21 protein-coding genes are annotated in these 18,921 nt (G+C 76.3%); 10 read left to right on the top strand and 11 right to left on the bottom strand.

Features of this window, described 5'->3' with window-relative positions; all coding sequences use genetic code 11:
* Positions 1–4: 4 nt before the first annotated feature.
* Positions 5–838 carry an alpha/beta fold hydrolase gene (locus ACI78R_RS19525; RefSeq protein ID WP_457041970.1) on the bottom strand — a complete coding sequence of 278 codons (834 nt, stop codon included), beginning with the start codon at positions 836–838 and terminating at the stop codon, positions 5–7.
* 60 nt (positions 839–898) lie between these two features.
* Between ACI78R_RS19525 and idi the strand changes: the two genes are divergently transcribed.
* The 4 genes from idi to ACI78R_RS19505 all read left to right on the top strand — a co-directional run bounded on the left by idi (position 899) and on the right by ACI78R_RS19505 (position 3,465).
* Entirely contained in the window at positions 899–1,444 is a 546-nt protein-coding gene (gene idi, locus ACI78R_RS19520) for an isopentenyl-diphosphate Delta-isomerase (RefSeq protein WP_457041969.1), read from the top strand.
* A gap of 87 nt (positions 1,445–1,531) precedes the next feature.
* Positions 1,532–2,314, top strand: a complete 783-nt coding sequence (locus tag ACI78R_RS19515) for a polysaccharide deacetylase family protein (RefSeq protein WP_457041968.1) — start codon at positions 1,532–1,534, stop codon at positions 2,312–2,314.
* Between the two features lie 112 nt (positions 2,315–2,426).
* Positions 2,427–3,200, top strand: a complete 774-nt coding sequence (locus ACI78R_RS19510; RefSeq protein ID WP_457041967.1) for an SDR family NAD(P)-dependent oxidoreductase — start codon at positions 2,427–2,429, stop codon at positions 3,198–3,200.
* Between the two features lie 13 nt (positions 3,201–3,213).
* Positions 3,214–3,465 (top strand): hypothetical protein, encoded by a 252-nt coding sequence (locus tag ACI78R_RS19505; RefSeq protein ID WP_457041966.1) that lies wholly within the window; start codon positions 3,214–3,216, stop codon positions 3,463–3,465.
* A 44-nt stretch (positions 3,466–3,509) separates the two neighbouring features.
* Here ACI78R_RS19505 and ACI78R_RS19500 read toward each other — a convergent pair whose 3' ends face one another.
* The 3 genes from ACI78R_RS19500 to ACI78R_RS19490 all read right to left on the bottom strand — a co-directional run bounded on the left by ACI78R_RS19500 (position 3,510) and on the right by ACI78R_RS19490 (position 7,140).
* Positions 3,510–5,861, bottom strand: a complete 2,352-nt coding sequence (locus ACI78R_RS19500) for a SpoIIE family protein phosphatase (RefSeq protein WP_457041965.1) — start codon at positions 5,859–5,861, stop codon at positions 3,510–3,512.
* Positions 5,858–6,478 (bottom strand): biliverdin-producing heme oxygenase, encoded by a 621-nt coding sequence (locus tag ACI78R_RS19495; protein WP_457041964.1) that lies wholly within the window; start codon positions 6,476–6,478, stop codon positions 5,858–5,860. Before ACI78R_RS19495 ends, ACI78R_RS19500 begins: the two co-directional genes overlap by 4 nt.
* A 101-nt stretch (positions 6,479–6,579) precedes the next feature.
* The gene (locus tag ACI78R_RS19490) at positions 6,580–7,140 is read right to left on the bottom strand and encodes a TetR/AcrR family transcriptional regulator (RefSeq protein ID WP_073419055.1); all 561 of its coding nucleotides are present in this window, start codon (positions 7,138–7,140) and stop codon (positions 6,580–6,582) included.
* 75 nt (positions 7,141–7,215) lie between these two features.
* Between ACI78R_RS19490 and ACI78R_RS19485 the strand changes: the two genes are divergently transcribed.
* On the top strand, positions 7,216–7,680 hold the full coding sequence (locus ACI78R_RS19485) for a DUF2867 domain-containing protein (RefSeq protein WP_457041963.1): 465 nt from the start codon (positions 7,216–7,218) through the stop codon (positions 7,678–7,680).
* 19 nt (positions 7,681–7,699) lie between these two features.
* On the opposite strand, the gene ACI78R_RS19480 is transcribed toward ACI78R_RS19485, so the two are convergent.
* The gene (locus ACI78R_RS19480) at positions 7,700–8,806 is read right to left on the bottom strand and encodes a helix-turn-helix domain-containing protein (RefSeq protein ID WP_457041962.1); all 1,107 of its coding nucleotides are present in this window, start codon (positions 8,804–8,806) and stop codon (positions 7,700–7,702) included.
* An 85-nt stretch (positions 8,807–8,891) separates the two neighbouring features.
* Here ACI78R_RS19480 and ACI78R_RS19475 point away from each other — a divergent pair, with 85 nt between their 5' ends.
* Positions 8,892–9,827, top strand: coding sequence for a proline dehydrogenase family protein (locus ACI78R_RS19475; protein ID WP_457041961.1), 936 nt, complete (start codon positions 8,892–8,894; stop codon positions 9,825–9,827).
* Positions 9,828–9,847: 20 nt separating this feature from the next.
* Positions 9,848–11,473: an L-glutamate gamma-semialdehyde dehydrogenase gene (pruA, locus tag ACI78R_RS19470; protein ID WP_457041960.1), complete on the top strand. Its 1,626-nt coding sequence runs from the start codon at positions 9,848–9,850 to the stop codon at positions 11,471–11,473.
* 75 nt (positions 11,474–11,548) lie between these two features.
* Here the strand turns inward: pruA and ACI78R_RS19465 are convergent, their stop codons facing one another.
* Positions 11,549–11,704, bottom strand: a complete 156-nt coding sequence (locus ACI78R_RS19465; protein WP_457041959.1) for a hypothetical protein — start codon at positions 11,702–11,704, stop codon at positions 11,549–11,551.
* A gap of 80 nt (positions 11,705–11,784) precedes the next feature.
* Between ACI78R_RS19465 and ACI78R_RS19460 the strand changes: the two genes are divergently transcribed.
* Positions 11,785–12,933, top strand: a complete 1,149-nt coding sequence (locus ACI78R_RS19460) for an MFS transporter (protein WP_457041958.1) — start codon at positions 11,785–11,787, stop codon at positions 12,931–12,933.
* Positions 12,934–12,937: 4 nt separating this feature from the next.
* On the opposite strand, the gene ACI78R_RS19455 is transcribed toward ACI78R_RS19460, so the two are convergent.
* Positions 12,938–13,369, bottom strand: a complete 432-nt coding sequence (locus tag ACI78R_RS19455; protein ID WP_073419061.1) for an Lrp/AsnC family transcriptional regulator — start codon at positions 13,367–13,369, stop codon at positions 12,938–12,940.
* Between the two features lie 103 nt (positions 13,370–13,472).
* Here ACI78R_RS19455 and ACI78R_RS19450 point away from each other — a divergent pair, with 103 nt between their 5' ends.
* Entirely contained in the window at positions 13,473–14,510 is a 1,038-nt protein-coding gene (locus tag ACI78R_RS19450; RefSeq protein WP_457041957.1) for an ornithine cyclodeaminase, read from the top strand.
* The gene (ctlX, locus tag ACI78R_RS19445; RefSeq protein ID WP_457041956.1) at positions 14,507–15,472 is read left to right on the top strand and encodes a citrulline utilization hydrolase CtlX; all 966 of its coding nucleotides are present in this window, start codon (positions 14,507–14,509) and stop codon (positions 15,470–15,472) included. The genes ACI78R_RS19450 and ctlX overlap by 4 nt, the downstream gene beginning before the upstream one ends.
* Before the next feature lie 3 nt (positions 15,473–15,475).
* On the opposite strand, the gene ACI78R_RS19440 is transcribed toward ctlX, so the two are convergent.
* The 4 genes from ACI78R_RS19440 to ACI78R_RS19425 all read right to left on the bottom strand — a co-directional run bounded on the left by ACI78R_RS19440 (position 15,476) and on the right by ACI78R_RS19425 (position 18,900).
* A complete protein-coding gene (locus ACI78R_RS19440; RefSeq protein WP_457041955.1) occupies positions 15,476–15,838 on the bottom strand; it encodes a hypothetical protein in 363 nt (120 codons plus the stop codon).
* A 106-nt stretch (positions 15,839–15,944) separates the two neighbouring features.
* The gene (locus tag ACI78R_RS19435; RefSeq protein ID WP_457041954.1) at positions 15,945–16,760 is read right to left on the bottom strand and encodes an ABC transporter permease subunit; all 816 of its coding nucleotides are present in this window, start codon (positions 16,758–16,760) and stop codon (positions 15,945–15,947) included.
* The gene (locus ACI78R_RS19430) at positions 16,757–17,689 is read right to left on the bottom strand and encodes an ABC transporter ATP-binding protein (RefSeq protein ID WP_457041953.1); all 933 of its coding nucleotides are present in this window, start codon (positions 17,687–17,689) and stop codon (positions 16,757–16,759) included. The genes ACI78R_RS19435 and ACI78R_RS19430 overlap by 4 nt, the downstream gene beginning before the upstream one ends.
* Before the next feature lie 134 nt (positions 17,690–17,823).
* A complete protein-coding gene (locus ACI78R_RS19425) occupies positions 17,824–18,900 on the bottom strand; it encodes an NAD(P)-binding domain-containing protein (RefSeq protein WP_457041952.1) in 1,077 nt (358 codons plus the stop codon).
* Positions 18,901–18,921 lie beyond the last annotated feature (21 nt).

The following is an 18,921-nucleotide window of genomic DNA, read 5'->3' as shown; positions in this document are numbered from 1 at the left end:
ACGCTCAGGCGGCGGTGCGGGTGTGCGCCACCACGAGCTCGGCGGCGCGCTCGGCGGCCAGCTCGGGGATCCAGTGCGGCACGCCCTCGAGCACCTCGAGCCGGTAGGGCCCGGTGACGAACTCGCGGGTGCGCTCGGTGGCGGTGCGGCCGAGGAAGGTGTCGCCGGTGCTCCACACGTGGAGCACCGGCACGCCCACCCGGCCGACGGCGTCGCGGGCGGCCAGCGGCACCGCGCGGTACCAGGCCAGCGCGGCCGGCAGCGCGCCCGGCTCGCGCATCCGGTCGACGTAGCGGTCGACGGCTTCCGGCGGCAGGCCGCCGTTCTCCAGGACGCCGCGCAGCGCCGCGCCGTCGCGGGCCAGCAGCAGCCGCTCCGGCAGCACCGGCAGCTGGAAGGCGGCCATGTAGGACGAGCGCAGGCACTGGTCGCTGGTGAGCAGGGCCTTGGTGACGGCGCCCGGGTGCGGGGTGGACAGCGACGTCACCGTGCGGACGCGGCCGGGGTGCCAGGCGCCGAGCGCCCACGCGACCGCGCCGCCCCAGTCGTGCCCGACGACGTGCGCCCGCTCGATGCCCGCCGCGTCGAGCAGCGCGACGACGTCGCCGGCCACCGCGCGCAGCCGGTAGGGCGAGCGGCCGGACGGGCGGGCGCCGGGGCTGTAGCCGCGCTGGTCGGGGGCGAGGGTGCGCAGCCCCGCGCCGTGCAGCAGCGGCGCCATCCGGTCGAAGGCGGAGGAGTCCTGCGGGAAGCCGTGCAGCAGGACGACCGGCTCGCCGTCGGGCGGGCCGCCGTCGCGGACGTCGAAGGTCAGGCCGTCGTGGCGGAACCGGTCCATGTCCCCCCGGTGCCCGGAGGGCCTGTGGCGGAACCCCCGGCGTCGGGGAGGATGGGCGGCGTGACGGTGACCGCGGCGGAGCTGATCGTGCTGGTCGACGACGACGGGGCGCCGATCGGCACCATGCCCAAGCCGCTGGTGCACCACGGCGAGACGCCGTTGCACCGCGCGTTCTCGGCCTACCTGTTCGCCGACGACGGCCGGCTGCTGGTCACCCGCCGCGCCGAGGACAAGCAGACCTTCCCCGGCATGTGGACCAACACCGTCTGCGGCCACCCCGGGCCCGGTGAGGACGACGCCGCCGCGATCGCCCGCCGCGCCGCGCAGGAGCTGGGCCTGCAGGTGGCCGACTTGCGCCCGGCGCTGCCCGGGTACCGCTACCGCGCGGAGTTCCGCGGCGTCGTGGAGAACGAGGTCTGCCCCGTCTACCTCGGCCGGTTCACCGGCACGCCCGACCCCGACCCGAGCGAGGTGGGGGAGTGGGAGCTGCTCGGGTGGGCCGACTTCCGCCGTCGCCAGGAGGCCTCCGAGTTCGACGAGTGGTCGCCGTGGTGCCGGGAGCAGGCGCGCCTCATCGAGCAGGCCGGGCTGGTCCCGGCGGCGTAGCCGGCACCCCACGCAGCGTGCCCGGCGCGCGAGCGCCGCTGTGTCGCTGCCCGGGACGCGCCGCGGGGTGCTCCTAGCGTCCGCCGCGTGGACCGCCGGGGCTTCCTGTACCTCCTCGCCGCCGGGCTCACCGGCGCCGCCGTCGGGCGCGGCGCCGCCGGCCTCGACCTGGCCGCACCCGACCCCGCGCCCGCCCGGACGCCGGCGCCCGCGACGCCGACCGGCCCGGGCGGCATCGTCGCGGCCCCCGCGCCGGCGGGCGTGGTGCAGGAGCTGCCGGGGGACGGCCCGCAGCTGGCCCTGACCATCGACGACGGCAGCAACGGCGAGGTGGTCGCCGCGCTGGTCGCCCTGTGCCGCGACACGGGCACCCGGCTGACCTTCTTCCCCAACGGCAGCTATCGCACGTGGGGCGACAACGCCCGCGACCTGTGGCCGCTGATCGAGTCCGGCCAGGTCGCCTTCGGCAACCACACCTGGTCGCACCCGGACCTCACCACCGTGTCCGACGCCGAGGCCGCCGAGGAGCTGCGGCGCAACCAGGACTTCATGCGGCGCACCCTCGGCGTGACCGCCACCCCGTTCTGGCGGCCGCCCTTCGGCTCGCACGACGAGCGCGTCGACGCCATCGCCGCCGACCTCGGCCACCCGACGACGGTCATGTGGAACGGCACCTTCGACGACGGCCGGGTGGTGTCCGCCGAGGGGCTCATGGCCGCCGCCGAGCAGTGGTTCACCGCCCGGGCGATCGTCGTCGGCCACGCCAACCAGCCCTCGCTCACCGCGGTGCTCGACCAGATGCTCGCGCTGGTCGAGAGCCGGCAGCTGGTGACCGTCACGCTCGCCGACGCCTGGGCCGCCCCCGCCTGACCCGCCGTCCGCGCGCGGGAGGCGTCCCGACCTGCGGGGCGCGCGGTCCTCGGCGAGAGTGGCGGGGACGGATCGTGATTACGGCCCCGCGCGGGCCGGAACGGAGGAACGGGTGGCAGGGGAGCTCAAGGGCCGCGTGGCGCTGGTCACCGGCGGGGCCAGCGGGCTGGGGCGGGCGACGTGCGTGTCGCTGGGCGAGGCCGGCGCGCACGTCGTCGTCGCCGACATCGACGCCGACGGCAGTGCGCGGACCCGCGACCTGGTGACCGACGCCGGCGGCAGCGCCGACGTCGTCGCGCTCGACGTGACCGACGACGCGGCCCGCCGCGCGGTCGTCGCGCAGCTCTTCGACCAGCACGGGGACGCCTTCGACCTGCTGGTCAACGTGGCCGGCATCGACCGCCCGGGCTACATCACCGACATCGACCTCGACGACTACCGCCGGGTCATGGCGGTCAACTGCGAGGGGCCGGTCTTCCTCACCAGCGAGTTCATGAAGCGGGTGCAGCACCTGCCCGAGGGCCGCACCGCCGACGTCGTGCACATCGTGTCGCTGTCGGCGATCACGTCGGGCAGTGGCGCGATCGCCTACAACGGCTCCAAGGCCGGCTTCCTCAACGCCACCCGCTGCATCCAGCGCGAGCTGCGGGAGAAGGCCGTGAAGGCCGAGGACGGCAGCGAGCGGCCCTTCCCGGCGCGGGTCATGAGCGTCATCCCGGCCGCCATGGACACCCCGATGATGGAGCAGTGGGGCATCCCCGGGCACCTGATGATGCCGCCCGCGGCGGTGGCCGACGCCGTCCGCACGCTGGTCACCATGCACCCGGCGGCGTACGTGCCGGAGATGCAGATCGTGCCGCGACTCGAGCCGAACTTCCCGCGCTGACCGGAGGGCGACCGTGACCGACCCCGACCTGCCCGACAGCGGCATGGCCTCCGGCTCCGACGCCGGGCAGCCGGGCGAGCGCCTCGGCACCGGCGACCTGCGTCCCGACGAGGAGCGCCTGCTCGCCGAGCTCGCGCGCGGTGTCGACGGCGCCCCGCAGGACAACGACGCGGAGGTGCGGGCGGCCGAGGACGAGGCGCCGCTGCCGGCCGACGGCGGCGCGCAGGGCGACGGCCTGGAGGCCGGGTTCTCCGACCCGGCGTGACCGGGAGGGCCGGCCGGTGCGGGGGGACCGCGCCGGCCGGCCCGTCAGCTCCGGAGGCGGACCGCCACGAGCGCGACGTCGTCCTCGGCGCCCTCCGGCACGAGCCGGGCGAGCACCGCGTCGCTGACCTCCTCGACGGAGGCGTCGCGCAGGTCGGCGAGGGCCAGGCCGAGGCGGTCGATGCCGTCGTCGAAGCCCTCGTCGCGGCGCTCGACGAGCCCGTCGGTGTAGAGCAGCAGCGTCGAGCCGGCCTCGAGCCGCACCTCGGCGTCGACGCGGGGAGCCGCGGGGCTCACACCCAGCAGGAGCCCGGGCCGGCCGCCGGTCAGCGTGACGGCGCTGCCGTCGGGGCCGGCGGTCACCGGGGGCAGGTGCCCGGCGCTCGACCAGCGCAGCGTCGCCGCGCCACCGTCGTCGGACGGGGAGAGGCGGGCCACCAGCACGGTGGCCATCGCCCGGAGGTCGAGGCCCTCGATCGCGGCGTCGAGCCGGCCGAGGACCCGCGCCGGGCTGTCGCCGTTGTCGTAGGCGATGCCGCGCAGCAGCCCGCGCAGCTGCGCCATGCACGCCGCGGCCTGCACGTCGTGGCCGACGACGTCGCCGATCACGAGCATGGTCGAGCCGTCGGGCTGGCCGAAGACGTCGTACCAGTCGCCCCCGACCTGGGCCTCGCGGGTGGCCGGCACGTAGCGCACCGCGACCTCGAGGCCGTCGGTGGTCGTCGGGTCGGACAGCAGGCTGCGCTGCAGCGTCTCCGCGGCCCGGACGATGCTGCGCGAGCGGGCGTAGAGCGCCTCGAGCAGGTGCCCGCGCAGCTGCAGGACCTCCCCGCGCTCCTGCGGCGTCCACGGCTGCGAGCGCTCGCGCACCGTCTCCCGCCAGCGGTCGAAGCTCTTGCGCGGGCTGAGCCGCACCTCGTCGCCCTCGCGCTCGGCGAGGGCCTTGTTGTGCGGGTCGCCGCCCCAGTCGACGTGCCACACGGCCTCGCGGCGGTGCCACAGCACGTACTGGCCCTCGGGCAGCGGCAGGACGAGCACGCCGCAGACGAGGTCGAGCGGGACGCCGAGGTGCGGGGCGTCCTGCTGCAGCGCGTCGGTGGCGACCAGCTCCTCGCCGCGCGCGGCCGCCCAGGACACGACGCGCTCCAGGACGTCGCCGGGCAGTGCCTCGCCCTTGGTCCCGCTGCTGCCCTGCAGGCAGACCGTGACGCCGTCGGCGGGCAGGACGTCGAGCAGGCTCGTGCCGCCCAGCAGCGTGTCGGCGAGCGGGCGGTCCTCGTCGAGGGTGGCGGCGGTCAGCCACGCCATCGTCGAGCGCACCTGCAGTGCCCGGTGCACCTCGTCCTCGGCGGTGCGGTCGACCAGCCGCAACGACAGCGTCGAGCCGAGGAACTCCGCGGCCGCGCGGGTGGCGAATGGCGGCTGGTGGGGGCCGGCGTAGTGGTGGCAGGCGATGAGCCCCCACAGCCGGTCGTCCTGCAGCAGCGAGATCGACATCGAGGCGCGCACGCCCATGTTCTGCAGGTACTCGACGTGGATGGGCGAGACGCTGCGCAGCGTCGAGTAGGTCAGGTCCAGCGGCTGCCCGGTGGCCGGGTGCGCGACCGGCTGGATGCGGCTCGGCTCGTAGTCGACGTCGCTGATCAGCCGCAGCCAGTTCTTCTCGTACAGCGCCCGCGCCTGCGCCGGGATGTCGGAGGCGGGGTAGTGCAGGCCGAGGAAGGAGTTGAGGCCCTCGACCTTCGCCTCGGCCACGACCTCGCCGTTGTAGTCGGCGTCGTAGCGGTAGACCATCACGCGGTCGAAGCCGGTGAGGGCCCGGACGGCGCGGGCGGTGATGTCGTAGAGGTCCTGCAGGCTGCTCGCCCGGTTGAGCTCGGTGACCGTGCCGCGCACCGCCTGGTAGGTGTTCGGGAAGGAGAACGGCCGCGGCCCGCGGGCGTGCTCCAGCTCCACCACGAGGTTGGTGAGCGGCGGCTCGCCGTCGACCGGCTGGCCGTGGCCGTCGCGGGCGCCGCCGAGGACGGCGCGGTGCAGGATCGCGTCGACCGGGACGGGGTCGCCGTCGACGTCGAGGGTCACCTCGACCGGGTTGCGCTCGCGCAGGTCGCCGAAGGCGCTGGCCGAGCGGACGATCGCGTCGCTCGGCGCCACGCCGAGGACGTCGGCGAGCGGCCGGCCGAGCGCGTCGGACCAGACCACCCCGGTCAGCCCGGCGAGGTTCTCCGAGGCCTGGACGACGACGAGATCGGGCTCGCTGACCGCCAGCAGGACGCCGCGCGGCTGGACGCTGCCCGGGACGTGGATGGGCTCGCGGGCGCAGTTGTCGAGGTCGACCGGTTCGCCCGGGGCCAGCCAGGCGACGTCTGCCCCCGACGTGGCGTCGACGTCGGTCACGCGGGTGCCCCCTGCGGCCGGGCGGCGGGAGCGCACCAGCCGGCGAGGACGGCGAAGGTCGAGCGGGCGGCGGCCACGACGCGGCCGGCGTCGCCGCCGTCCTCCACGTGCGCGCGGGTGAACCGGCGGAAGGCCGCCCACATGGCGCCGGTGTCCTCGCCGTAGGGGCTGAACGCCCGCAGCCGGGGGCCGCCCGCGAGGCCGGGGAGCGAGGCCAGGTGCCGGTCGATGAACGTGCCGCCCAGCGTCGAGCCCTCGAGCACGTACATCCGGCCCAGCGCGGCGTCGGTGTCGGGGACGGCGGGCAGCTCGGGACGGTCGCCGTCGCCCGGGTCGGCGCCCAGCGCGGCGAGGTCGGCGGCGTAGACCTCGGCGCGGCGGCGGCGGTCCCACTGCAGGGCCGCGGCGTCGGCGGGGTGGGCGGCGGCCCACGCGTCGAGCCCCTCCTCGGCGGCGCGCCAGAAGGCGTGCAGCAGCGCCAGCACACCGACCAGGCGGCCGGCGTCCAGGTCGTGGTCCATGAGCGCGAGGGTCGTCTCGACCTGCTCGTGCTCCACGGCGGTGGCCGTGCGGAGGTCCCGGAGGACGTCGCCGGCGCCGCCCGCGTCTCGAGGCAACGCCTCTCCTCCCGCAGCCATCAGCCACCCGAGGGTAGGCCAGGCCGCTGACGCCGTCGCGGCGAGACGGTTGGGTTCCGCAACCCGTCGGGTGTCCCTGGTCACCCTCCCCGCGGTCCGAGCACCAGGTCCGCCGCCCGCCGGAGCACCTCGGCCCGGCTGCGCCCCCGGTGGTCGGCGGCCAGGAGGTGCTCGCCGATCGCCACGCAGAAGGCCAGCAGGCTGCGCGCCTCGACCTCGTCGGGGTCGCTGACGGTCGCGCCGATCACCTCGCGGAGCAGGTCCATGCGCCGGCCGTCGACCCGCCGCAGCCGCTCGGCGACAGCAGGGTCGCGCCGGGCCCAGTCGCGGACGGCGAGGTCGACGGGCAACAGGCGGTCGCCGGAGAAGGTGAGCGCGCCGGCCCGGACGGCGCGGGCGCGCGGGTCGCCGCCCTCGCGGTCCACGCGGGCGAGGACGTCGTCGGTGGCCTCGCGCTCCCAGGCGTCGAGCACTGCCGTCAGCAGGGCCCCGCGGTCGGCGAAGTGGCCGTAGAAGCCGCCCTTGGTGACCCCGATCGCCTTGGCCAGCACCTCGACGCGGACGGCGTCGGGCCCGCCGGCGGCCAGCGCCCGCAGGCCCTCCTCGACCCAGCGCTCGCGCGGTGTCCGGACCGTGCCCACCCCACCTCCTGTACGCCACCGTATATGAGCGCTACCGTCTCGTGTACGGCACCGTATACGAGAGGGAGGACCGGCATGGTCACCAGCACGGGAGTGGTCCGCGGCGCGCTCGCCGCCGACCGGGCGGGGAGCTGCCTCGACGCCGTCGACTACGCCGATCGGTGCACCCTGGCCACCGGCGTGGAGGCGGGCGCCGAGGAGTGGGCCCGGGCGCTGTTCGGCGACGTCCCGAGCCCGGCGGAGGTGCTCATCTGGCGCGTCCTGCTCGGCTTCCGCCTGGACCCGCGGCGCTCGCCGGACACCGTGGCGGGCTGGCGCGTGGGGGAGCGCGCCCCGGACCGGATCCGGCTGGAGACCGCGTCGGCGTCGCTGAGCGCCGAGATGGTCGTCCGGACCGCCGGGCGGCGGGTCACCTGGACGACGAGCCTGCACTACGACCGACCGTGGGGCCGGCTGCTGTGGCCGCCGCTGTCGGCCCTGCACCGCCGCCTGGTGCCCCGCGTGCTGGCCGCCGCCGAGCGCGAGCTCGCCCGGCGCTGAGCACCGGGGTGGCCGGGCCTCAGGGCAGCCGGGCCCGCCGCAGCGAGGCGTGGACCAGCAGGCGGGTGTCGCCGTCGGCGAGGTCGAGGCCGGTCAGGGCGGTGATCCGGGCCAGCCGGTAGTACAGCGTCTGCCGGTGGATGCCCAGTGCCGCCGACGTCCGCGCCACGCTGCCGGCGGTGTCCAAGTAGGCCTCGGCGGTGGCGGCCAGCGCGGGCTCGGCCAGCAGCGGCGCGACGGCGGGGTCGGGCGCCGTCAGAGCCGCCGCCGTGCGCCAGCCGCCGAGCTCGGCCCAGGAGGCGACCGGCGCCAGCCGCAGCACGACGGCGGCCACCGCCGCGGCCGACCGGGCCTGCGCCCACCGCCCGGGCAGGTCCGCCACCGCGGTCGCGGGCTCGGCCACCCCGGCGCTGCTCCCGGCGGGCAGCCGGGCGAGCGCGGCGGCCGCGGCGGCGCCGGCCGGGCGCGGGTCGCCGGGACGGGGCAGCCGGACGGCGACGGCGACCTCGTCGCCCACCACCGCCGCCCCCGCGGGCGGGCGCCAGCCGGACGGAGGCGCGCCGCCGGCCGGGCGCAGCGCGACCAGCGCGACGCCGGCGCCGTCGAACCGGGCGGCGAGGGCGGCCGCGGCCCGCTCGCGCCCGGCCGCGGGGCCGCCGAGCAGGGCGGCCAGCGCGGCGCCGTCGTCGTCCTCCTCCTGCCGGCGGGCCAGGATCTCCCCGGCGCGCGCGGCCAGCGAGACCGCGGCGGCCAGCGCGGGGTCGCCCTCGTCGGCGGGGTCGGTGCGGCCGCCGTCGAGCAGCCACAGGTAGCCCAGGGTGCGGTCGGCGTGCCGGACCGGGAGCAGCAGGCGGGTGAGGATCCCGGCGCCGGGGTCGGCGGGCGTGCGCAGCGGACCCCGCGCGCGGGCGATGCCGAGGTCCTCGAACCAGCGGCGGGTGGCCGGGGTGGAGCCGCGGCCGAGGATCGAGCGGGTGCGCACGGCGTCCATCGCCGGGACGTCCCCGTCCTCCAGCGGGTGCGCGGCGTAGGCGACCAGCGTGAAGTCGACGTCCTCGAGCGTCGCGGGGGCGGCGAGCAGCCGCGCCACCTCGTCCACCACGTCCTGCAGGTCGTCGCGCACCATACGACTGTATGAGACGGCGCCGTACGTCTGTCCCTGGCAGGCGCGTCCCGGCGTCCCTAGCGTCGGTCCCGACGGGGACGGAGGGATGCAGGTGCTGACGACGAAGACGGTCCTGCTGGGCGCCTCGCGGCGCCCGGCGCTGCGCCGGGCGCTGGTGGGGACGCCGGTCACCCGGCGGGTGGTCGAGCGGTTCGTGGCCGGCGAGACGCTGCCCGAGGCGCTCGCGGTGGTCCGCCGGCTGACCGGCGAGGGCATCGCGGTCACCCTCGACCACCTCGGCGAGGACGTGACCGGGCCGGAGGAGGCGCGTGCCTCCCGCGACGCCTACCTGGCGCTGCTCGAGGGCCTCGCCCCACTGGGCCTCGGCCCGGACGCCGAGGTGTCGGTGAAGCTGTCGGCGTTCGGCCAGGCGCTGCCCGGCGGGCACGACCTCGCGCTGGACCTGGTGCGCCCGGTGGTGGAGGCGGCCGCCGCGATCGGCACCACGGTCACCCTCGACATGGAGGACTCGACGACGGTCGACTCGACCCTCGCGGTCCTCGCCGAGCTGCGCCGCGACCACCCGGGCACCGGCGCCGTCCTGCAGGCCGCGCTGCGCCGCACCGAGGACGACGTGCGGGCACTGGCCACGCCGGGCTCGCGGGTGCGGCTGGTGAAGGGGGCCTACGACGAGCCGCCGTCGGCCGCCCACCAGGGCCGCCGCGACGTCGACGCCGCCTACGCCCGCTGCCTGGGCGTGCTCATGCGCGGTCCCGGGTACCCGATGGTCGGCAGCCACGACCCCGCGGTGGTCGACCTCGCGCAGCGCCTGGCCGCCGAGTACGGCCGCACCGCGGACTCGTGGGAGGTGCAGATGCTCCACGGCATCCGCACCGACGAGCAGCAGCGGCTGGCGGCCTCGGGCACCCGCGTGCGGGCCTACGTCCCCTACGGCCGCGACTGGTACGGCTACTTCACCCGCCGGCTCGCCGAGCGCCCGGCCAACCTGCGCTTCTTCCTGCGCGCCCTCGTCTCCCGCTGACCCGACCAGGAGGCCCTGTCATGGACGGCACCACCCGCGTCCCCCCGCCGCGCAACGAGCCGGTGCTCGGCTACGCGCCCGGCTCCCCCGAGCGGGCCGCGCTCGAGACCCGGCTGGCCGAGCTCGCCGCCGAGCCGCTCGAGCTGACCCTGACCATCGGCGACAAGCAGCGGATGGCCGGCGGCGAGCGCTTCGACGTCGTCCAGCCGCACCGGCACGCCGCCGTCCTCGGCACCGCGGCGCACGCCACCCACGCCGACGCCGAGGAGGCCGTGGCCACCGCCAAGGCGGCCGCGCCGGCCTGGCGCGACCTGTCCTTCGACGACCGCGCCGCGGTGTTCCTCAAGGCCGCCGAGCTGCTGGCCGGGCCGTGGCGGCAGACGCTCAACGCGGCCACGATGCTCGGCCAGTCGAAGACCGCCCAGCAGGCCGAGATCGACTCGGCGTGCGAGCTCGTCGACTTCTGGCGCTGGAACGTGCACTTCGCCCGCGAGGTGCTGTCGGCCCAGCCGGAGTCGTCGCCGGGCGTGTGGAACCGCAGCGACCACCGGCCGCTCGAGGGCTTCGTCTACGCGGTCACGCCCTTCAACTTCACCGCGATCGCCGGCAACCTGCCCACCGCGCCGGCGCTCATGGGCAACACCGTCGTCTGGAAGCCCGCGCCCACCCAGCAGTTCGCCGCGCACTTCCTCATGCGGCTGCTCGAGGCGGCCGGCCTGCCGCCGGGCGTCGTCAACATGCTCCCCGGCGACGGCATCCCCGTCTCCGAGGTGGTGCTCGCCGACCGCGACCTCGCCGGCATCCACTTCACCGGCTCGACGCCGGTCTTCCAGCACCTCTGGCGCACGGTGGGGGAGAACATCGCGAACTACCGCGGCTACCCCCGCGTCGTCGGGGAGACCGGCGGCAAGGACTTCGTCGTCGCCCACCCCTCGGCCGACGTCGACGTGCTGCGCACCGCGCTGGTCCGCGGCGCGTTTGAGTACCAGGGGCAGAAGTGCTCGGCGGCCTCGCGCGCCTACGTGCCGCGGTCGGTGTGGACGCGGCTCCGGGACGACCTGGTCGCCACCACCGAGTCGCTGACCATGGGCGACGTCACCGACCTGTCGAACTTCATGGGCGCGGTCATCGACCGGAAGTCGTTCTCCAAGCTGTCCGGCGTCATCGACCGCGTCGACGACGACCCCGCGCTGTCGATCGTGGCCGGCGGCCAGAAGGACGACTCGGAGGGCTTCTTCGTCCGCCCGACGATCATCGAGGGCACCGACCCCGGGCACGAGGTCTTCACCACCGAGTACTTCGGCCCCGTGCTCGCGGTGCACGTCTACGACGACGCCGACTACGACACCGTGCTCACCCAGATGGAGTCGGTGGCGCCGTACGCGCTCACCGGCGCCGTCATCGCCCAGGACCGGGCGGCCATCGCGCACGCCCAGCACGCCCTGCGGTTCGCGGCGGGCAACTTCTACGTCAACGACAAGCCGACGGGCGCCGTCGTCGGCCAGCAGCCCTTCGGCGGCGGGCGGGCCTCGGGCACCAACGACAAGGCCGGCGCGGCGCAGAACCTGCAGCGCTGGACGTCGACCCGCTCGATCAAGGAGACGTTCGCCCCGCCGACCGACCACCGCTACCCGCACATGGGCTGACCGCGGCTCGCAGCACGATCAGCCCGCCTGATCGTGCTGCGTCCTGGCTCACCGTCGACCGTGAGCCAGGACGCGTCACGGTGAGCCAGGACGCCGGTCACTCCGGACGTCGGGGTTGCCGCGGCTGCCCGGGAAGCGGCGGACGTCGACCAGCGACGCCACCTCCGCCGCGGTGAGGCGGGCGCCGAGGCGGTCGCGGTCGTCGGGGCCGTGGCCCACGGTCAGCAACACGGGCACCCCCTACCCGGCGGCCGTCAGGGCGACGGTCATGCTGGGCCGCCGGGCGAGGTCGCCCGCGGAGGGGGAACGCGGTGGCACCGGGCACGACGGGGCGGACGTCGCTGTGGCGGCTCCCGGCCATGCGGGCGCTGGTGGGCGCCACGACGCTCGGGTTCGTCAGCTACTGCCTGACGCTGGCCTCGCTGCCCGCGTACGCGGTCGCCGGCGGTGCCTCCCCGGACACCGCCGGCGTGGTCACCGCCGTCTTCCTCCTCGTCACGATCGCCGTGCAGTCGGTCGTGCCCGCGCTCACCGCCCGCCTGGGCCTCGGCCCCGTGCTGGCGGCCGGGCTGCTCGCGCTGGGCGCGCCGTCGCCGCTCTACGCCGTCGACGACGGGGTGGTGTGGCTGTCGGCCGTCTCGGCGGTGCGCGGCGCCGGCTTCGCGGTGCTGACCGTGCTCGGGGCGGTGCTCGCCGCGCAGGTGGCCCCCGCCGAGCGCCGCGGGGAGTCGATCGGCCTGTACGGGCTGGCGATCGCCGTCCCCAACCTGCTGGCGGTGCCCGCGGGCGCCGCGCTCGTCCTGGACGGTCACGCCGGCTGGCTGGCCTGGCTGGCCGCCTCCCCGGTGCTGGCCCTGCCGCTGGTCCCGGTGCTCGCCCGCTCGGTGCCCTGGCAGGGGGCGGCCGGGGGGTCCTCGCGGGCCGCCGTCCGCGCGGCGCTGGCGCCCTCGGCGGTGCTGCTGCTGGTCACCCTCGCCGGCGGCGGGCTGGTCACCTTCCTGCCGATCGAGCGGCCCGACGGCGTCCTCGCGACGGCGGCGCTGCTCGTCTTCGGCGCCACCGGCGCGGTCACCCGCTGGCGGGCCGGCCTGCTCGCCGACCGGGTGGGCACCCGCCTGCTGCTGCCCGCCGGGCTGGTCGTCGCCGCGGCCGGCCTCGCCCTGGTGGCGCTGGGCCTGGGCGCCGGGGCGGGCTGGGTGCTGGCCGGGTCGGCGGTGTTCGGCGCGGGCTACGGCGCGGTGCAGAACCTGACGCTGGTCACCGCCTTCGCCCGGGCCGGGGAGGGCGGCTCGACGGCGGCCAGCGCGATGTGGAACGCCTCCTTCGACGCCGGCACGGCGATCGGTGCCCTCGCGCTCGGCCTGCTCGCCGCCGGCATCGGGCTGCCGTGGAGCTACGTCCTGGTCGCCGGCGTCCTGGTGGCCGGGCTGCCGCTGGCGCGGGCCGCCACCCGCGGCTGAGCGCTCAGCGCAGCACGGAGGTGAGCAGCAGGCTCGTCTGGCTGTTGATCACCCCGGGCACCGAGCGCATGCGGTTGAGCAGTCGGTCGAACTCCACGAGGTCGGCGGTGCGGTGCTCGGCGACGAGGTCCCACGCGCCGTTCGTGGAGTGCATCGACTCGATCTCCGGGAAGCCGCGCAGCCGCCGGATCACCTCGTCGGTGGAGCGGCCCTCCACCTCGATGAGCGACACCCCGCGCACCCCGCCGGCGGCGGCCTCGTCGCGCACCCGGACGGTGAACCCCACGATCACGTCGTCGGCGACGAGCCGGTCGAGGTGGCTGGTCACGGTCGCGCGGGTGACGCCGAGCCGGCGCGCCAGCTCGGCCACCGGGGCCCGGCCGTCCTCCCGGAGGGCCGAGAGGAGGCGTCGGTCGAGCTCGCTCAGGTCCGCCATGCACAGACCGTACAGGTGATCAAGGCAAACCGGTCAGAGTCTGCGCACAACGCGCGCTCATCGCTCATTGTGTGTGCAGATCGCCTAGCCCTACCTTCTGCGCATGACGCTCTTCGTCGACGTGCGCAACATGGTCCGCTGGACGGCCGAGACCGGTCCCGAGCGGATCATCGACGGCATCTCCCGGTACATCGAGCAGGACTTCGCCCGCTGGGAGTCCTTCGACAAGATCGCCCGGGTCGGCAGCCACACGCCGTTCGGCGTCATCGAGCTCATGCCGACCAGCGACGGCGAGACCTACGCCTTCAAGTACGTCAACGGGCACCCGAGCAACCCCGCCCGCGGCTACCAGACCGTCTCCGCGTTCGGCGCCCTGGCCGACGTGCACAACGGCTACCCCGTCTTCCTCGCCGAGATGACCCTGCTGACGGCGCTGCGCACGGCCGCCATGTCGGCGATGGTCGCCCGCCACCTCGCCCGCCCCGACTCGCGGCGCCTGGCGCTGATCGGCGCCGGCAGCCAGGCCGAGTTCCAGGCGCTGGGCATGCGCGCCGCGCTGGGCATCTCCGAGGTCACCGTCTGGGACACCGACCCCGCCGCCATGGCCAAGCTGGCCCGCAACCTGACCCCGCTGGGCTTCGACGTGACGATCGCCGCCTCCGGGCGCGAGGCGGTCCGCGGCACCGACGTCGTCACCACCTGCACCGCCGACAAGGCCCGCGCCACGGTCCTGCAGGACGAGTGGATCGAGCCGGGCATGCACCTCAACGCCATCGGCGGCGACTGCCCCGGCAAGACCGAGCTCGACCCGACGATCCTGCTGCGCGACGACGTCGAGGTGTTCGTCGAGTTCCCGCCGCAGACCCGCATCGAGGGCGAGATCCAGGCCATGCCGGCCGACTTCCCGGTGACCGAGCTGTGGGAGGTCGTCGCCGGCCGCCGCCCCGGGCGCTCCTCGGCGTCGCAGGTGACGCTGTTCGACTCGGTCGGCTTCGCGATCGAGGACCTCTCCGCGCTGCGCTACGTCCGCGACGCGGTGCGCGGCACGCCGTGGGTCGACGACATCGACCTCGTCGCCGAGCCGGAGGACCCCAAGGACCTCTTCGGCATGCTCACCGCGCTCCTGCCGATCGGTTCGTGACCGCCCCCGGTCAGGCGCCCGCGGCCGTCGTCCTGGTGCGGCCGCACGCCTTCCGGCCCAACCCGCTCACCCTCGCCGACAACGCCTTCCAGGCCGCGGCCGTGGGGGAGGACCCGGCGGTCCTCGCCCGCCGGGCGCACGACGAGGTGACGGCGCTGGCGGACGCGCTCACCGACGCCGGCGTGCGGGTGCACCTGTTCGACGACCCCGAGCCCGACCGGCCCGACTCCGTCTTCCCGAACAACTGGCTGTCCACCCACGCCGACGGCCGGGTGGCGCTGTTCCCGATGTACGCGGAGAACCGGCGGCGGGAGCGGCGCGGCGACGTCGTCGAGTTCCTCAAGGCCGCCTACCGCGTGCACGAGGTGGTGGACCTCTCCGGCCTCGAGCACGACGGCGTCTTCCTCGAGGGCACCGGCGCGATGGTGCTCGACCACGTCGCGCGGGTGGCCTACGTGGCCCGCTCGCGGCGGGTGGACCCGGTCGCGCTCGATCGGTTCTGCCACGGCTTCGGCTACGAGCCGGTCGTGTTCGACGCCGTCGACGCCGGGGGCCGCGCGGTCTACCACACGAACGTGCTGATGAGCGTGGCCGGCGAGTACGCGCTGGCCGGCCTGGAGCTGCTGCCGTCCGCCGCGGAGCGGTCCCGGCTGGCCGAGCGGCTGGCCGCCGGCGGGCGCACCGTCGTCCCGCTCACCGCAGCGCAGGTCGGGGAGTTCGCCGGCAACGCGCTGGAGGTGCAGGGCAGCGACGGGCCGGTGCTCGCGCTGTCGGCGCGGGCCGCGGCGAGCCTGACGCGGGAGCAGCGGGCGGCGGTGGAGGCCTCCGCGCGGCTGCTGCCGGTGGCGGTGCCCACCGTGGAACTGGCCGGCGGCTCGGTGCGCTGCATGATCGCCGGGGTGCACCTGGAGCCGCGGACCGCCGTCGTGCCCGTGTCCGTGCCGGAGTCCGTCCCGGCCTGAGGCTCAGCCGGCGATCGCGTCGGCGGCCGCGCGCAGCCCCCGCAGCACGAGCAACTCCTCGGCCGAGCGGCGCAGCCACACGCGCAGCGCGGCGGGGTCGTTGCGGGCGGCGTCGCGGACGGCGCCCAGGTTCAGCTGGCGGGTGTTGGCCTGCGCCCGCTGGGCCGGCGGGAGCGAGCGGCCCTCGGCGCGGGCCAGCGAGGTGAGCGCCGCGCCGACGTAGACCAGGTCGCGCACCTCGGTCACGTCGGCGAGGACGGCGTCGGCGCCCGGGCCGTCGCCGGCCTCCAGGCGGTCCAGCAGGGCGGCGGCGCGCTCGCGGCCGAGGGCGGTCGGGCCGGCGGCGGTGGGGTCGGGGGAGGTCACCCCTCCACTGTGCACGCCCGTCGCCGTCACCGTGACGCGGCACAGGAAGCCATCCGCACGTCCTGGGGGCCAGGACGTGCGGATGGCTTCCATTGCCTTCCGCTGGTCAGGCGTCGCGGCGGGTGAAGACCAGCGCCCCGACGGCGAGGACGACGGCGACCTCGGCGGCGAAGACGGCGAACCCGGCCCACGGCTCGAGCAGCATCGGGTTGAACGACTCCGGCATCGCGATCCGCGAGCCCGCGTTGCCCGGCATCAGCTTGGTCAGCCACTCGCCGAGGGCGCCCGGCAGCAGCATCACCAGGTTGCCGACGAGGAACACCACCGCGAGCACCACCGACACCACCGCGGCGGTGGAGCGCAGCAGCAGCCCGGCACCCATCGCGAGCAGGCCGAGGCCGGCCATGTAGAGCCCGGAGCCGAGCAGCGAGCGCAGCATCCCGTCGTCGCCCAGGCCGATCCCGATGCCCTCGGCGGAGAGGAAGGCGTTGCCGCCGAGCCAGCCGAGGGTCGCGGTGACGACGCCGGCGACGAACAGCACGGCGGAGAGCACGACCGCCTTGGCCACGAGGACCGTGCCGCGGCGCGGGGTGGCGGCCAGCGTCGCCCGGATCATCCCGGTGCCGTACTCGCTGGTGACCGCGAGCGCCCCGAGGACGACGGCGGTCACCTGGGCGAACAGCAGGCCCCAGGTGATGAACGCGCCGACCGGCTCGTTCTCGGTCCCGGCGGCGAGGTCGGGGGCGATGAGCGCGCAGACCAGGGTGGTCAGGCCGGCGCCGAGCGCGACCATCGACACGACCGACCAGCCGGTCGAGCGCACCGTCCAGAGCTTGATCCACTCGGCGTGCAGGGCGCGGCCGAGGCCGGCGCGGGCGGGCGCGGCGGCGGTGCGGGGCGCGGTCAGGGTCGATGTGGTCACCGGGTCACCTCGGTCCGGGGAGCGGCGGGACGGGCGGCCGCGTACTCGACGCTGCCGGCGGTCAGGGTCATGAAGGCCTCCTCGAGCGAGGAGGTGACGAGACCGAGCTCGTGCAGCGCCAGCCCGGCGCCCGCGGCGAGCTCGCCGGTGGTCGCGGCGTCGACGCCCTGCACGTGCAGCTCGTCGCCGTCGCGGGTGACGTCGGCGCCCGAGCGGCGCAACAGCTCGGCGAGCTGCCCGGCGCGGGGGCTGCGCACCCGGACGAAGGACGCCGCGTGCTCGGCGATGAACTGCGGCATCGGGCAGTCGGCGAGCACCCGGCCGCGGCCGATGACGACGAGGTGGTCGGCGGTCAGCGCCATCTCCGACATGAGGTGGCTCGACACCAGCACCGTGCGGCCCTCGGCGGCGAGGCTGCGGGCCAGGGTGCGCACCCAGCGGATGCCCTCGGGGTCCAGGCCGTTGACCGGCTCGTCGAGGACGACGACCGGCGGGTCGCCGAGCAGCGCCGCGGCGATGCCCAGCCGCTGGCCCATGCCCAGGGAGAAGCGGCCCACCCGCTGCCCGGCCACCGCCTCGAGCCCGACGAGGCCCAGCACCTCCTCGACCCGGGAGTTCGGGATGCCGTTGCTCGCGGCCAGCCAGCGCAGGTGTGCGCGGGCGGTGCGGCCCGGGTGCAGCGCGCGGGCCTCGAGCAGCGCGCCGACCGCGCGCAGCGGGGCGGGGGAGTCGGCGTAGCGGGCGCCGTCGACGGTGACCGTGCCGGAGGTCGGCCGGTCCAGACCGATGACCATCCGCATCGTCGTCGACTTGCCGGCGCCGTTGGGTCCGAGGAAGCCGGTCACGTGGCCGGGGCGGACGGTGAAGGAGACGCCGTCGACGGCGACCCGGTCGCCGTAGCGCTTGGTGAGGTCGGTGGCGACGATCACGGCGTCACCGCGCGAGGGGGAGGGGCTGCGAGGTCATGACGGAGACCCTCCCGGCCCGGGGGTGCCGGGCACATCGGGGAGGACCCCAGGCCGACCCTGGACCGTCCCCCATCCGGTGCTGGGGGACGCCCCCGTCAGGCGCTGCGAGGCAGGTCCGCGGCGAGCAGCCGGCGCAGCGCCACCGCCGCGCTCCGGCCGGCCCGGTTGGCGCCGATCGTGCTCGCGCTCGGGCCGTAGCCGACCAGCTGCAGCCGGGGCTCGTCGACGGCGGTGGTGCCCTCGACCGGGATGACGCCGTCGCGGGTGCGCAGCCGCAGCGGGGCCAGGTGGCCGACGGCGGCGCGGAAGCCGGTGGCCCACAGGATCACGTCGGCCGCGACGGTCCGGCCGTCGTCCCACGCGACGCCGTCGGGGGTGATCCGGTCGAACACCGGCAGCCGGGTGAGGACGCCGTCGTCGAGGGCGCGGCGCACCCACGGGGTGACCACGAGCCCGGTGACGCCGACGACGCTGCCGGGCATCCGGCCGGCGCGGACGGCGGCCTCCACCCGGGCGACCGCCTCCCGGCCCTGCTCCTCGCCGAAGGGGCCCTCGCGCCAGATCGGTGGGCGGCGGGTGACCCAGGTCGTGCGGGCGACGGGCGCGATCTCGCCGAGCAGCTGCACGGCGGACGCGCCGCCGCCGACGACCACCACCGACCGCCCGGCGAACTCCGCCGCGCCGCGGTAGCCGACGGTGTGCAGCTGCCGGCCACGGAAGGTCTCCTGGCCGGGGTAGTGCGGCACGAAGGGGCGGGTCCAGGTGCCGGTGGCGTTGACCAGGCCGCGCGCCCGCCAGGTGCCGCGGTCGGTCTCGACGGCGAAGCGCCCGTCGTCCGTGCGGCGCACCGCCGAGACCCGCACCGGCCGCTCGACGGGCAGGGCGAAGCGGCGCTCGTACTCGGCGAAGTAGGCGGGCACGGCCTCGGCGGCGGGCAGGTCCTCCGACGCCGGCTCGAAGGCCAGGCCGGGCAGCTCGTGCACGCGGTGCGTGGTGGCGAGGGTGAGCGAGGGCCAGCGGTGCTGCCAGGCACCGCCCGGCGCGGCGTCGCCGTCGAGCACCACGAAGCCGCTGCCGGGAGCGAACCCCTGCCGCGCCAGGTGGTGTGCGGCGGAGAGGCCGGCCTGGCCCGCGCCGATGACCACGACGTCGACGTCCCGCGGCTCGCTCACGTCGGCGCAACGCCGGCTGGC

Source organism: Geodermatophilus sp. SYSU D01106 (assembly GCF_054049995.1).
This window is presented reverse-complemented; position numbering and strand designations above follow the sequence as displayed.